Below are 13,309 nucleotides of genomic sequence, written 5' to 3'. Positions count from 1 at the left end.
CGTCAACCCCTCGCAAACAGTTCCCGGTTCCGCGCCTCGCTGCCTCGCTGTGTCGCTGGTGAGATTATCGCTCTTGTCCACGTCCGGGTTCCTTGCCCACGGCAGGGGTTTCGTCACAGACGGACGGCACACCCCCTGCGCCGTTGGTCGCGGCGGCGTCGGTGACGGCATGGGCGGCCTCGGCGGCGGCCTGGCGGACCCGGCCGCGCCAGCCGGTGACCGGCAGGCCGAACTTGGTGACCAGACGGTCGGTGAACGGGGTCAGATGCAGGCGTGCGAGCCGTACCGGCTCGGCGCCCCGGCGCACCTCGATCCGCGCGCCGGGCGGCACGTCGAGCGTGCGGCGGCCGTCACACCACAGCACGGCGCGCGGCGTGCCCGGCAGCACCTCCATCGCCACCACCGAACGCGGCGACACGACCATCGGCCGGGCGAACAGCGCGTGGGCGCTGATCGGCACGACGAGCATCGCCTCGACCTCGGGCCAGACGATCGGGCCCCCGGCGGAGAAGGCGTAGGCGGTGGATCCGGTCGGCGTGGCGCACACGACGCCGTCGCACCCCCAGTGGGACAGGGGCCGCCCGTCGATCTCAACGACGACCTCCAGCATGCGCTCGCGTTCGGCCTTCTCCACGGTGGCCTCGTTGAGCGCCCAGGTGGTGCCCGTGACCGATCCGTTGCGGCGCACCACGACGTCGATGGTCATGCGTTCCTCGACGTCGTAGCGCTTGGTGACGACGCGTTCGACCGTGGCGGTGAGGTCCTCGCGTTCGGCCTCGGCGAGGAAGCCGACATGGCCGAGGTTGACGCCGAGCAGCGGCGTGCCCGCCGGCTTGGCGATGTCGGCGGCGCGCAGCAGCGTGCCGTCGCCGCCGAGCACCATGACGACCTCCGCGTCCGCGGCGGCCGCCGCGGAGGGGGGCATGACCTGCACGCCTGCGCAGCCGATGTCCTCGGCCTCGCCGACCAGAACGCGAACGCCGATCCCGGCGGCGGTGAGCCGCTCGATCACCAGCTGCGCGCTGCGTACCGCCTCGCGCCGCCCCGTGTGGGCGACGACCAGCACCGACCTTGTGCTCACTGGGGCCCCTCCGTGATGGCCTTCTTCAGCTCGGGCTCGTCCAGGGGCGGCGCGCCCGCGCGCAGCCACAGGAAGTACTCCACATTGCCCGATGGACCGGGCAATGGGCTGGCGGTCACGCCTTTGACACCCAAACCGAGGGTCCGCGCGTGCGCCGCCACGTCCCGTACGGCCTCGGCACGCAGCTCGGGATCCCGGACGACACCGCCGGCACCGACCCGTTCCTTGCCCACCTCGAACTGCGGCTTGACCATGAGCGCGTAGTCGGCGCCGGGGGCCACGCAGGCCTTGATCGGTCCGAGGACGAGCTTGAGGGAGATGAACGACAGATCGCCGACCACCAGGTCCGGCGGCGCGTCGTCGGGCTGCCCCAGCTGTTCGGGGGTCAGGTCACGGATGTTGACGCGTTCGAGGACGCTGACACGTTCGTCCGTGCGAAGGGACCAGGCGATCTGGCCGTAGCCGACGTCGACCGCGTACACGTGCGCCGCACCCGCACGGAGCAGCACGTCGGTGAAGCCGCCGGTCGACGCCCCGGCGTCAAGGCAGACCCGCCCCTCAACTCCGAGGTCGGAGAACGCCTCCAACGCGCCGGCGAGCTTGTGCCCGCCGCGCGACACGTACTCCGGCCCGCTCTTGGCCGTGTCGACCACGATCGCCGCGGCGGTCTCGACCTGCGTGGCCGCCTTGGCCGCGGTCTGCCCGCCGACCTTGACCAGCCCGTCGGCGATGAGCTGCCCGGCGTGCTCCCGCGACCGGGCCAGCCCGCGCCGGACCAGCTCGGCATCCAGCCGTCGCCGGCTCATCGCCCGAAGCCGCCCGGCGGCGCGATGCCCGCCCCAGGCGGCTGGGGAACGGGCGGCCCGGGCTCCTCCTCGTCGGCGGAGACCAGCAGCTCCTGCAGCCGCTGGTGAACGCCCTCGAAGATCTCGACGTGGTCGGCCACCTGCGTACCGCCAAGCTCGCCCAGAGGTGCGAGCGCCGCGTCCACACGCGCGTCGCCTGTCGGCTCCGGCGGCGGACCTGGGCGGAACGGAGGCACCACATAGGGCCCCGGCAGGTCCCGGGCAGCCGTGTGGGGCAGGTCTGGCGCAGCCGGCGGCCCCTCAGCCGCCACGGAATCCGCCTCCGGACCGGCGCTCTGCGGCACGACGGAGTCGATTTCGCCGTCGCCCAGCTCCCCCGGAGCCTCGCCAGACATCACGTTTACCTCCAAGAAGACCCTCGATCGCATGCCGCGGGTCGCTTCGGGCTCAGTTAGAACGCTACCGTCCCTTCACGACATCGTTGTCGACAGAACGGGGAACGGCCTGACCATGGCGAACGAGGAGGACTGCCGCACCGCCCTCATCCGGGTGGCGGAGCGGCTCGCCGACGTGGATCCGGACAAGCTCGCCGAGCACGTCGTCGAACGGACGATCAGCTGCCGGATCCCCGACCTGGGCGTGGCGTATCTGACCAGGATCCACGCGGGCGGGCTGGACGAGTTCGAGTCCACGTCGGACCCCAAGGCCGCCCAGGTCAGGTTGACGGTGAACAGCGACGACCTGGTCGCGCTCGCGAACGACGAGCTCAATCCGGCCAAGGCCTGGGCCTCCGGCCGCCTCAAGATCGAGGCGAGCATCTTCGACCTGCTACGACTCCGCAAGCTGCTCTGACCGCGAAAGCCCCGCCAGAGCAGGGCTTTCACGTTCGCGCATCAACGTACATGGTAGCGCCGAGGCAGCTTGAAACCGCGTTCGGCCATCAGCACTCGCAGCCGGTCGGGGTAGTCGGTGATGATCCCGTCGACCCCGTCGTCGATCAGCTTGCTCATGGTGGCCGTGTCGTCCACCGTCCACGGGATCACCTTGATCCGCATCCGGTGTGCCTGGTCGACCATGGCCTTGGTGACGTAGGGCCGGTAGCCGGGGTCGGTGACCTTGCCGTTCTGCGGGAACCCGTGCACCGGCGAGAACGCCGCCGCGCCGAACGTCTTGATCGCCTTCAGCGGATCGCCGCCGAAATCGTCGATGTCGATGCCTCCGAGCCACGGTGATCTGCCAGGCTGCCCGACCTGCAAGAAGTCAAAGTTCGTCAACGCCACCAGCGGCAACCGGCGTTCGATCTGACGCATCCGCATCAGCGCGCCCCAGTCGAAGCTCTGGATCGTGACCTGCCGCAGGAGCCGCGCCCGGCGCACCTCCCTGGCCGTCACCTGCACGAACTGCTCACGCGGCGCGGTCTCGCTCGGTGCGCCCGCTTCGACCTTGGTCTCCACGTTCAGCTTGACCCCGTACGCCCGGTACCGGTGCACCAGTGCGAAAACCTCGCGCAACAGCGGCATCTTGGCCCCGGGGACCGCCCGCTGGCCAGGGAACTCCGCCAACGTCTGCGATCCGCAGTCCATCGTCCGGACCTGCTTCAACGTCAGCGTGTTGATGTACTTGCCCACATACGGGAACTCCGGATCGCCCGCAGTGGCCGGGGCGGTGTCCTTGCACTTCCTGGGACTGATCCGCCGGTCATGGGTGACGACCGCCTGCCCGTCCTCGGTGATCTGGACGTCCAGCTCCAGCGTGCTCACGCCGAGTTCCAGGGCGTTGGCGAACGTGGGCAGCGTGCTCTCGACCACCAGCCCCAGCCCGCCCCGATGCGCCTGCAGGTCGAAGCCGCGTCCCGCCGAAGCAGGCTGTCCCACCCCCACGGCCAGGACGCATCCAAGAACCACAACCCCAACGCGGCGCCGATTGGCCATCCGAGTGCCCCTTCCGTCTCCCCCACGGTCTGGCACGCGCCCGACCACCAGATGATTCCAAGGAAAACGATCAGTGACGCCCAGGTGCCGATCTCGGCCAGACCGATCCCGGCCCACGCGGCGCGGGGTGGGGTGTCCACACGGCGGTGACTTGGCGCCGATGGTTGGTCAGCGAGTGGGGTGGAGGTTTAGGTCGTTCAGGGCGGGGGTGACCGCCTCGCGGGGGGCGGGGTCTTCGGTACGCCATGCGGCGGCGGCCAGGGCGCGTAGACCGTCGTAGGGGTCGCCCTCGCCGGCGAGCGTGATGCGGTCGTTGTGCCATCGTGCTGTCCAGCCGACGCAGTGGTGGCCGTTGTCGTCCGTGCGTATGGCGGGGTGGGGGACGAGCAGGCCGGTCAGGTCGGGGGCCAGGTAGGTCGGGCGGTGGTGGGGTTCGGCGGTGAGGGCGGTGAGGGGGTCGGTCACACCGGTGAAGACGAGCAGGCTGTCGGCGTCTCCGTTGTGGGCACCCTCGATGTCGGTGTCCAGGCGGTCGCCGACGACGAGGGGGCGCTGGGCGCCGGTGCGGATGATGGACTCGCGGTGGAGCGGCCGCTCGGGCTTGCCCGTGACAATCGGGTCGACGCCGGTGGCGGTACGGATGACCTGCAGCAAGGAGCCGTTGCCTGGCTTGGGCGGGCCGTCGCGGCCCGGGATCGTGAAGTCGCCGTTGGAGCCCAGGAAGAGCGCTCCCTCGCTCACGGCCTTGGCGCCTTCGGCGATGAGCCCGTAGGACAGGGTGGGGTCGTAGCCCTGGACGACGGCTGCGGGCCGTTCGGACGCCGTGGAGACGGGCCGCAGCCCGCGGGCGTAGAGCGCCTGGCGCAACCCCATGCCACCCACGACCAGCACCTTGGATCCGGCGGGCAGGCGTTCGGCCAGGAGGCGGGCGGCGGCCTGGGCCGAGGTGACGACGTCCTCGGCGGTGGCGGGGACCCCCACCTGGGTCAGGAGCGCCGCGACCGCGCTCGGCGTACGGGACGCGTTGTTGGTGACGAACGCGAGCCGCTGACCTGCCGCGCGTGCCTTGGCGAGGGACTCGGCGGCGGCCGGCACCGGATGGTTGCCCACGTAGACGACACCGTCGAGGTCGAGCAGCGCGACGTCGTACGCCTCGCTCAACGGCCGGTCGCTGCCCTTCATCGTGTCGTGACCCATGCCCTGATCGTACGAGGAGGTCATTTGCGGGCTGCCAAGGTGGCCCTGACATGCCGCAGCGCCTTGGAATAGTCCTTGTTGTCGGGCCGCATCGCGACCGCGAGCGCGAGGTGCTCGACCGCCGCCTCGAACTCGCCCATCCGGCTCAGCGACAACCCCAGCCCGAACAGCGCGTAGTCCTCGGCCGGGTCGGCCTCGACGATCCAGCGGAAGCTCGCCGCCGCCTCGTCGAACAGCCGCGCCCCGTACTGGGCTCGGGCCAGCGCCTCCCGGACGCTGCGGGAGGTCGGCTCGGCCTCGGCCGCGCGGGTCAGCAACTGGACGGCGGCGGCGGGGCTGCCGGATCTGAGGAGCTCCAGGCCCCTCGTATACCACTCGTAGACCCCGCCGTCAGGTGCGGCGGGACCTGGATTCTCGCCCGGGGAATCCTCTGACCGTCCCGGCCCTTGAACACTCACGTGGACCTCCCCTTCGACCCTCACGACGGTACCCGGGCGCGGCGCGAGCCCCCGCCCCCGGTTAGCATGCCCACAGTGAACGACGATCTCCCTTCCGGGCTGGATCCCGAGGCGTTCAGCGCGTGGATCTTCGGCGCCCCCGGGCCGGCCGCGGCCGCCGGGCTGGAGCTGGCCCCGTTCCGGGGGGTGCGCTTCGCGCCCGAGGTCGTCGGGGATCTGGCCACCGTGACCTCGCCGCCGTACGACCTGATCGATGACGATGACGTGGCCCGGCTCATGGCCAGCGACAGGCGCAACATCGTCCGCCTGATCCTTCCCCCGACCGCCGAGGAGGGCGCGGCGACCCTTCGGCGCTGGCTCGCCGACGGCGCGCTGGTCGTCGACCCCGAACCCGCCCTGTACGTCTACGAGGCGGCCTCGGGTGACCTCCCCGTTCAGCGCGGCCTCATCGGTGCCCTGGGCCTGCGCGCCGAAGGCGACGGGGTCGTCCTTCCGCACGAGAACGTCTATCCGGGGCCGGTCCGCAATCGCCTGGACCTGATGACGGCCACGCACGCCAATCCCGAGCCGATCTTCCTGGTCTACGAAGGCGACGGTGACGCCGCGGAGATCATCGACGAGATCACCGGCACGCCCCCGCTGGTGGAGTTCCGGTCCGATGACGGCCTGGTCCACCGGTTGTGGCGCACCGCCGATCCCGATCATCACGCTCGCGTGGCGGCGGACCTCGGCCCCCGTCAGGCGTTGATCGCCGACGGGCATCACCGGTACGCCACGTACCGCGCGCTGCAGGCTCGCCACCACACTGCGGGGGACGGCCACGGCCCCTGGGACTACGGGCTCGCCCTCCTGGTCGACTCCACCCGGTATCCCCCGCATCTGGGCGCGATCCACCGCGTACTGCCCGGCCTCCCGCCGGGCACGGCCGTGTCGCGCGCCGCCAAGATCTTCCAGATCACCGACCTCCCCGACCTTCCTGCCGCTCTGGAGGCACTCGCTGCCGCCGAGGGCCCCGCGTTCGTCCTGGGAGGCGCCGGATTCCACCTCCTCACCGCCCCTGACCCACTCCGCCTGCTCGACACAATGCCCACCGGCCATTCGGAACGCTGGCGCCGCCTGGACACCGCAGTCCTGGACACCCTCCTCATCGAGGGCGTCTGGGACCTCCCCGAGAACGAGCGCAGCGTCGAAGTCGTCCACGACGACCCCGCCGCCGCAATCGAACGAGCCCGCCGGACAGGCGGAACCGCCGTGATCCTCAACCCGCTCAAGGTCGAGGACGTCCTGGCCGTGGCAGGGCAAGGCGAACGAGTCCCTCGCAAATCCACCTCGTTCGGCCCCAAGCCCCGCACCGGCCTAGTGCTCCGCCTCCTGGACCGCACCTAACAGCCACTGCCCCGCCATCGTCGCCAAAACGCCTCTCGACGGCTTGCGGGCTCCGGCTATGGCCTGGCGCCTCCGGTTAGCGGCTGGCGCCTCGGGCTATGGCCTGGCGCCTCTGGTTAGGGATGTGGCGGCTTCTAGTGGGCTGGGGGCGGCTGGGGGCGGGGGCGACGGCTACCAGGGTGGCCTCGTAGACCTCCACTTCGTAGCGGCCTATGCCTAGCTCGTCTGGGCGCCAGAAGCGGCGGCGGAGGGAGCCGTGGACTTCGATGAGGTCGCCGGTGCGCCAGGTGGGGGTCTGGTCGATCACGGCCGGCTCGTACGTGGCGCAGGCTAGGGCGTCGACCACGCGGCGGCCGGGGCTCTTGCGGGGACGGTCGACGATCAGGCGCCAGGCCACGACGAGGCCGCTCGGTAAGGCGCGGCGGACGGGGTCCTCGGCGAGCTTGCCGAGCAGGGTCACATCGTTGACGTGTGGACAGGTCACGAAAACTCCTCTCTGCTACCGCGCGGTCGCGGCCGGAAGTTCAGGCTGGACCACGCGCCGTCACGAACGGAAGACCAGGCCGAAACTGTGGATAACCAGGCCACGGCGGAGCGATGATCTACCAATGGACACCGAGACCACGGTCACGCCGCTCGGCGGTGACGTCTACGAGATCGATACGCGGATGGCGGGCTATGCCGGCATCACCGCCGGTTACCTGATCCTGTCTGACCGGCCATGCCTGGTGGAGCCGGGCACGGCCGGATCCGCGCCCGTGGTCCAGCGTGCGCTGACGGAGCTGGGCGTGGGACCGGCGGACCTGGCGAGCGTGGTCGTCACGCACATCCATCTCGACCACGCGGGCGGGGTCGGCGACATCGCCGAAATGTATCCGCAGGCCGAGGTGGTCGTGCACGAGAAGGGCGCGCGGCATCTGGCGGCTCCTGAACGCCTCATGCGCAGCGCACGCATGGTGTACGGGGACGTCCTCGACACACTTTTCGGCGAGCTCAAGCCAACGGACGCGGCAAGGATCCGCGCTGTGCAGGACACTGGCGCGATCGACCTGGGCGGAGGGCGGCGCCTTGAGTCGTACTACTCCCCGGGGCACGCCAAGCACCATGTGGGGCTGATGGACTCGCAGACCGGTGATCTGTACGTGGGTGACGCGGCGGGGATCTACGTTCCCGAGACCGCGGACGTACGGCCCGCGACACCGCCGCCGGACTTCGACCTCGAGACGGCGCTGCGGTCGCTCGCCAAGTTCCAGTCCCTACAGCCTCAACGCCTGCTGTTCGCGCACTATGGCCCGGTGTCGGAGGTGACCGACACGCTGGAACGGTCGGCCGAGGAGCTGCGGGTCTGGGTCGACGCCGTGAAGGACGCCCGCGACGAGGGACTTGACCTGGACCACGCGGCCGCGATGGTGCAGGAACGCACCAAGGACCGCTACCGCATGACCAAAGAGATCACCGACCCGGAGGCCATCGAGAAGTACGAAATCCTCAACGGCACGGTGAGCAACGTCGCAGGCATCATGCACGCTTTGGACCGGCACGCCTGACCACGCGCGCTGAACGGGTCGTTCAGCGGAGCGGACAGGCCCCGGCAGGCAGCATGGCGAGTTTCAGGAGCGATCGAACGGCGGCGTGGCCTCCGCAGCGGTCCGAGCCGTTCAGCAGTGGTCGGGCGGCAGACGGCAAGTCAATGACGAGCCGCGGCGGATGCTTCGGTCAGCGGCGGAAGGGGCCGGTCACCTCGAACGTGTAGCCGTCCGTACCGGCGGCGAAGCCGCTCTTGCCGCGCTGAGACGAGAAGTAGAGCCGGGTGCCGTCCGGTGAGAACGCGGGACCGGTGATCTCGGACTTGTCATGACCGAGGATGCGGAGGAACGGGGTCACCACGTCGTCGGGCGTGATGAGGTTGATCTCCATGTTGTCGCCGTCCTCGGCGATGTAGAGGTCACCGGAGGCCGCGCTGGTGATGTTGTCGACGCCGCGCAGCGGGGCGGCCCCGCCGGTCACGAGGTCGTCGTCGTACGCCAGGTCGAGCCGTTCGTTGACCGCGTCGTACGCCCAGACGCGGTTGTCGCCCTTCGTGGTGAAGTAGCAGACCCCGCCCGCGTAGTGGCAGCCCTCGCCGCCGTCGAAACGCATGGCGCCCGCGACCTGGTCGCGGGTGGGGGTGAGCCAGATCTCGGGATTGGGGACCCGTGCCCAGCTCACGGCGCCGACGCCCGTGCCGATCAGCACTTCGAGCGTGCCGCTGGAAAGGTCGCCCCACGTTGTGGGCCGGAAGCGGTAGAAGCAGCCGTTCCCCTGGTCCTCGGTGAGGTACACGACTTTCCGCACCGGGTCGCTGGCCGCAGCTTCGTGCTTGAAGCGCCCCATGGCCGGACGCGACTTCGCCGACTTCTGCCCGTACGGGTCGGTCTCGTACACCAGGCCGTAGTCGTGCTCCTCGCATGACAGCCAGGTGTTCCAGGGAGTGGCGCCGCCGGCGCAGTTGAGCGTGGTGCCGTTCAAGATGCGGTACGCAGAGATGATTTTGCCTGTCGCGTCAAAACGTACGGCTGAGGCACCGCCCACCAGGGGCACCTCGGAATTGCTCACGTAGATCCACCCGTCGCCGTCGCGGTAACAGGCACCGCCGTCCGGCGCCGCGTGCCAGGTGTGGCGCGTTCCCTCGACGCGCTGCAACGACCGCGCCACGATCCGGCTGGTGAACCCGGCCGGCAACTGGACACCGTTGCCGTCGGCCGCCAGCAAAGGACCGTACGGGCCGGGTCCCGGCTGGGCGGGCCCGGCGAAAGCCTGCTGCCACAAGGCACCCGCGAAGGCGGTCGTGCCACCGGCGACGGCGGTGGCACGCAGGAACGTACGACGATTCAGGGCGATGGGCATGGCGCTCCTCACAGGCTCCACACGACCAATGGAGTCCATAACCACCGGATGACTCCGATGGCCCCCGAACGACACGATCATGCGAATATCCGGTGAAATGCCGCACCCGTCAAGGCCCCTGCAACAAACCCCGCAACGCGGCCGTCAACCCGACCGGCCAAGATCAGCCCGATGGCCAACGGGCGTGCTCGAACGACAACAGCCCGCTCCGCCCGGCGTATGAACGCGGCCGACCGTGCCAGACACAAACGATCCGCTACCCGGCACAAAGCTCCGAGCGACCCCACAGATAGGTGCGCCGAACAGCACCGGAGGACTCATCAGCTCCCGCCGGTGAACGCGGCCATCCGGCGCCGGAGCACCAATCTGCACCATCGGCGGACCCGGCGAAGCCAGCTGACCGGCAACGGATCCCGAGATGTTCCACCGGAAGGCATGGCCGACCGCAAACCCGATCAACACGGACAACTGATCCTGGAGCAGCTACCCATGATGCTGGACGAGCCACCTAGCCCCACGGCAAGCCCAGCCAGCCGACGCTGGAGTCACGATCCGTCCTGCGGACGTGCACGGTCGGCTGGCCGGCAACGGCGTTCCATCTACTCCGCCGGTGGGCGTGGCTCCTGGCCCGGGTCGTCGGTCGTCTTGGGTTCGAGGAAGACCACCGAAGGCTCCGGCGCGTCTTCGCTTTGTTCCGACCCGGCGCCAGGGACCTCTGCGTCCTCGGCGGGTTGGAACGCGATGGCCGTGGGGTCGGCGATCTCAGGCACTCCGATCTCAACGGCATCGGGCGTCGGCGCCTCGGGCTCTTCAGCAGAGGGCTCCTCACCCTCCGAAGGCCCCTCCGCCTCCGAAGGCTCCTCATCCCCCGAGCCCTCCACATCCGGCGTCTCCGGCTCCGGAAGGATCACAACGTCCTCGGTCTCCGGCAGCTCGGCGTCGCCGATCAGTTCCTCGGCCTCCTCGGTGTCGAAGATGTCGAGGCCTTCGATCTCGGCGTAGCGTTCGGCGGCGTCGGTCTCGTCGTCGCGGTCAGCGGCGGCGGCCCTGGCGAACCAGTCGCTCGCATCCTCCATACGACCGGCGTCGGCGAGCGCGTCGGCGTACGCGTAGAACAGCCGCGCCGACCACGGGCGCAGCCGCCGGTCCTTGAGCTCAGGGACCTGCAGCGTGACCACTGCGGCATCGGCCTGCCCCAGGTCGCGGCGAGCCCCGGACTCGACGATGCGCAACTCGATGCGTCCCGCCTGGTCCAGCTTCTTGGCCTCCGGCGACTTGATCAGATCGAGCGCCCGCTCGGGTCGTCCCAGACCGCGTTCACAGTCGGCCATCACCGGCAGGTAGGCGTCATCGCCGGTGCTCAGGCGACGTGCGGCGCGCAGCTCGGCCAGGGCCTCCGCCCATTCGCCCGCGCGGTACGCGGCCAGCCCGGCCGCTTCCCGTACGAGCCCGACACGCGAAGCCAGCCGCCGTGCTTCCCGGGCATGCTTGTAGGCCGCCTCGGGGTCCTCCTCGGCAAGCCTCCCGGCCATCACGAGGTGGCGCGCCACCCGTCCAGCGAGGTCCTTCGGCAGGGTACGCAGCTCGACACGCGCGTCCGCGTCCAGCTCCTCACCGGTGACGTCCTCGGGCAGGACCGGGATGTCATGCGGAGGGGCCTGTCCTTCACGATCGCGCTGGCTCCCGCGGTCGCGCGGCGGCCCATAGGACCGGCCGTCGTCCTCACGAGGACGGCGCGGGCCACGGTCGCGGTCACCGAACGGCTTGCCCCGGCCTCCGGCACCGCCACGCGGCCTGTCACGGTCGCCGAACGGTTTGCCCGGACGCGAGCCACGCCGGTCGTCCCGATCGCCATACGGACGCGAGCCGCCACCACGGGGCTTGTCGCGGTCACCGTACGACTTCGGTCCGCGCCTGTCGTCACGGTCACCGTAGGACCGGCCCGGCCTTGCGCCACCCCTGTCGTCGCGATCGCCGTACGGGCGGGAGCCACCAGACTTACCCCGGTCCTCGAACGAACGGCCACGCCGCTCGTCTCGATCACCGAACGGCTTACCCTGCCGGGAGCCACCGCGATCGTCATAAGCCCCACGACCACGCTTATCGTCGCGTTCCCCATAGGACTTGGGGCCGCGCTTATCGTCACGGTCGCCGTAAGACCTGGGACCACGCTTATCATCGCGATCGCTGGAGCCCCCCGGACCACGCCTGTCGCGATCACCATAGGAACCAGGACCACGCTTGTCATCGCGGTCGCCGTAAGACCTGGGACCGCGCTTGTCGTCACGGTCGCCATAAGACTTGGGACCGCGCTTATCGTCACGGTCGCCGTAAGACCTGGGACCGCGCTTGTCGTCACGGTCGCCATAAGACCTGGGACCGCGCTTATCATCGCGGTCGCCATAAGACCTGGGACCGCGCTTATCATCGCGATCGCTGGAGCCCCCAGGGCCACGCCTGTCGCGATCACCGTAGGCCCTCGGACCACGCTTATCGTCGCGATCTACATAGGGCCTGGAGCCACGCTTGTCGTCACGGTCGCCGTATGGGCGGGAGCCGGCACCACGAGGCCTGTCGCGATCGCCGAAGGGCTTGCCGCGGTCGCCAGGACGCCTGTCGTCGAAACGACGCTCGCCCCCGCGCTGACCGGCGTCACGATCCTTCCGGAACCCGCCGGACCGCTGCTCTCCTTCGCGGCCGCGCCCCGGTCCACGGAAATCCCGATCCTTCGGACGTCCCTGGAAGCCACCCTCGCCTCGCGGACCTCGCGGAGCCTCACCCCGGCGTTCCTCACTGCCCGAGCGACGGTCATCAGAACGCTTGAACGGACGCCCAGGCCGCTCACCTCGGTCATCACGCTGACCGCCAGGCTTGCCGGGACGTCCCTTCCAGCCGCCACCGGAGGACGAACGGTCCCGGGAACCGCCGGCGCCGCCGTCCCGCTCGCCCGACGGCCGATAGCCACCGGGGCGACCCGAGCCCTGAGCACCACCCCGAGGCACGCTGCCGCGTGGCCCACCGCCCTTGCGGGGACCCTGTCCGCCGGATGCGCCGCGGGGTTTGCCCCCTCGATGGGCAGGCTTGCCACGACCCCCGTCGTCGCCCCGCCGGTCGTCCTTGCGGCCGTCCTCTTCCGCGCTCATCACGTCCGTCACTGTTCTAGGTTGCTTCATGGACCTGAATCCCATTTTGCCAGGTCCAAGACATGCGTCGAGGGCCGCCCCGGCTAACCGGGGCGACCCTCGACCAAAAAGTGTCCGGCGGTGTCCTACTCTCCCACACAGTCTCCCGTGCAGTACCATCGGCGCTGAAGGGCTTAACTTCCGGGTTCGGGATGGGACCGGGTGTTTCCCCTTCGCCATAACCACCGAACGACCAACGCACAACCCGTGAAACCACCGGGCTGGGCAAGCTTTGTCGTCCGAGCCAAGGCTCAGAAATATCGTGTTGTGTTGTTGCGGTTCCCGAATTTGTTTTCTGGGAACCACACAGGGACGCGAACACTTCTCACAGCAGAGTGTGTCTTGTTTCGATTGGTTTGAACGTTGTGTGTGTTCAAGCCAC

General features: G+C 69.7%; 12 protein-coding genes, 1 rRNA gene and 1 pseudogene. 3 read left to right on the top strand and 11 right to left on the bottom strand.

Annotated elements, in window-relative coordinates; all coding sequences use genetic code 11:
- Positions 1 to 64 precede the first annotated feature (64 nt).
- Genes F8566_RS46155 through F8566_RS46145 form a run of 3 tightly spaced genes read right to left on the bottom strand, consistent with a single transcriptional unit; the run spans position 65 to position 2,282 of the window.
- Complete coding sequence (locus F8566_RS46155; RefSeq protein WP_151570191.1) at positions 65 to 1,081, bottom strand: NAD kinase; 1,017 nt, start codon at positions 1,079 to 1,081, stop codon at positions 65 to 67.
- A complete protein-coding gene (locus tag F8566_RS46150; protein ID WP_151570189.1) occupies positions 1,078 to 1,887 on the bottom strand; it encodes a TlyA family RNA methyltransferase in 810 nt (269 codons plus the stop codon). The genes F8566_RS46155 and F8566_RS46150 overlap by 4 nt, the downstream gene beginning before the upstream one ends.
- A complete protein-coding gene (locus tag F8566_RS46145) occupies positions 1,884 to 2,282 on the bottom strand; it encodes a hypothetical protein (RefSeq protein WP_151570187.1) in 399 nt (132 codons plus the stop codon). Before F8566_RS46145 ends, F8566_RS46150 begins: the two co-directional genes overlap by 4 nt.
- A 115-nt stretch (positions 2,283 to 2,397) precedes the next feature.
- Here F8566_RS46145 and F8566_RS46140 point away from each other — a divergent pair, with 115 nt between their 5' ends.
- Complete coding sequence (locus tag F8566_RS46140; protein WP_151570185.1) at positions 2,398 to 2,739, top strand: SCP2 sterol-binding domain-containing protein; 342 nt, start codon at positions 2,398 to 2,400, stop codon at positions 2,737 to 2,739.
- 41 nt (positions 2,740 to 2,780) lie between these two features.
- Here F8566_RS46140 and F8566_RS46135 read toward each other — a convergent pair whose 3' ends face one another.
- The 3 genes from F8566_RS46135 to F8566_RS46125 form a co-directional block, all read right to left on the bottom strand.
- The gene (locus F8566_RS46135) at positions 2,781 to 3,767 is read right to left on the bottom strand and encodes a glycerophosphodiester phosphodiesterase family protein (RefSeq protein WP_225994144.1); all 987 of its coding nucleotides are present in this window, start codon (positions 3,765 to 3,767) and stop codon (positions 2,781 to 2,783) included.
- A gap of 219 nt (positions 3,768 to 3,986) precedes the next feature.
- Complete coding sequence (locus F8566_RS46130; RefSeq protein ID WP_151570351.1) at positions 3,987 to 5,000, bottom strand: HAD-IIA family hydrolase; 1,014 nt, start codon at positions 4,998 to 5,000, stop codon at positions 3,987 to 3,989.
- A 35-nt stretch (positions 5,001 to 5,035) separates the two neighbouring features.
- Positions 5,036 to 5,473, bottom strand: a complete 438-nt coding sequence (locus F8566_RS46125) for a tetratricopeptide repeat protein (RefSeq protein ID WP_151570181.1) — start codon at positions 5,471 to 5,473, stop codon at positions 5,036 to 5,038.
- A 66-nt stretch (positions 5,474 to 5,539) separates the two neighbouring features.
- Between F8566_RS46125 and F8566_RS46120 the strand changes: the two genes are divergently transcribed.
- Positions 5,540 to 6,859 carry a DUF1015 family protein gene (locus F8566_RS46120; protein ID WP_151570179.1) on the top strand — a complete coding sequence of 440 codons (1,320 nt, stop codon included), beginning with the start codon at positions 5,540 to 5,542 and terminating at the stop codon, positions 6,857 to 6,859.
- Positions 6,860 to 6,935: 76 nt separating this feature from the next.
- On the opposite strand, the gene F8566_RS46115 is transcribed toward F8566_RS46120, so the two are convergent.
- Entirely contained in the window at positions 6,936 to 7,343 is a 408-nt protein-coding gene (locus F8566_RS46115; protein ID WP_151570177.1) for a single-stranded DNA-binding protein, read from the bottom strand.
- Between the two features lie 124 nt (positions 7,344 to 7,467).
- Here F8566_RS46115 and F8566_RS46110 point away from each other — a divergent pair, with 124 nt between their 5' ends.
- Positions 7,468 to 8,406: an MBL fold metallo-hydrolase gene (locus F8566_RS46110; RefSeq protein ID WP_151570175.1), complete on the top strand. Its 939-nt coding sequence runs from the start codon at positions 7,468 to 7,470 to the stop codon at positions 8,404 to 8,406.
- Between the two features lie 169 nt (positions 8,407 to 8,575).
- On the opposite strand, the gene F8566_RS46105 is transcribed toward F8566_RS46110, so the two are convergent.
- From F8566_RS46105 to rrf, 4 genes and pseudogenes are all read right to left on the bottom strand, one after another.
- The gene (locus F8566_RS46105) at positions 8,576 to 9,745 is read right to left on the bottom strand and encodes an alkaline phosphatase PhoX (RefSeq protein ID WP_225994143.1); all 1,170 of its coding nucleotides are present in this window, start codon (positions 9,743 to 9,745) and stop codon (positions 8,576 to 8,578) included.
- 599 nt (positions 9,746 to 10,344) lie between these two features.
- Positions 10,345 to 11,295, bottom strand: coding sequence for a hypothetical protein (locus F8566_RS46100; RefSeq protein ID WP_225994142.1), 951 nt, complete (start codon positions 11,293 to 11,295; stop codon positions 10,345 to 10,347).
- A 294-nt stretch (positions 11,296 to 11,589) separates the two neighbouring features.
- Positions 11,590 to 12,888: pseudogene (locus tag F8566_RS53290) on the bottom strand (hypothetical protein); the annotation flags it as partial.
- A gap of 112 nt (positions 12,889 to 13,000) precedes the next feature.
- A 5S ribosomal RNA gene (rrf, locus tag F8566_RS46095) occupies positions 13,001 to 13,117 on the bottom strand.
- Between the last annotated feature and the right edge of the window lie 192 nt (positions 13,118 to 13,309).

Origin of the sequence: Actinomadura rudentiformis (assembly GCF_008923185.1) — a bacterium.
Classification (GTDB): Bacteria; Actinomycetota; Actinomycetes; order Streptosporangiales; family Streptosporangiaceae; genus Spirillospora; species Spirillospora rudentiformis.
Note: the sequence above shows the minus strand (reverse complement) of the source record. Positions and strands in the feature narration are given on the sequence as shown.

Coding starts and splice junctions, on each gene's coding strand:
- F8566_RS46120 (WP_151570179.1), top strand. CDS start 5,540: ATGCCCACAGTGAACGACGATCTCCCTTCCGGGCTGGATCCCGAGGCG.
- F8566_RS46105 (WP_225994143.1), bottom strand. CDS start 9,745: ATGCCCATCGCCCTGAATCGTCGTACGTTCCTGCGTGCCACCGCCGTC.
- F8566_RS46150 (WP_151570189.1), bottom strand. CDS start 1,887: ATGAGCCGGCGACGGCTGGATGCCGAGCTGGTCCGGCGCGGGCTGGCC.
- F8566_RS46110 (WP_151570175.1), top strand. CDS start 7,468: ATGGACACCGAGACCACGGTCACGCCGCTCGGCGGTGACGTCTACGAG.
- F8566_RS46130 (WP_151570351.1), bottom strand. CDS start 5,000: ATGAAGGGCAGCGACCGGCCGTTGAGCGAGGCGTACGACGTCGCGCTG.
- F8566_RS46140 (WP_151570185.1), top strand. CDS start 2,398: ATGGCGAACGAGGAGGACTGCCGCACCGCCCTCATCCGGGTGGCGGAG.
- F8566_RS46145 (WP_151570187.1), bottom strand. CDS start 2,282: ATGTCTGGCGAGGCTCCGGGGGAGCTGGGCGACGGCGAAATCGACTCC.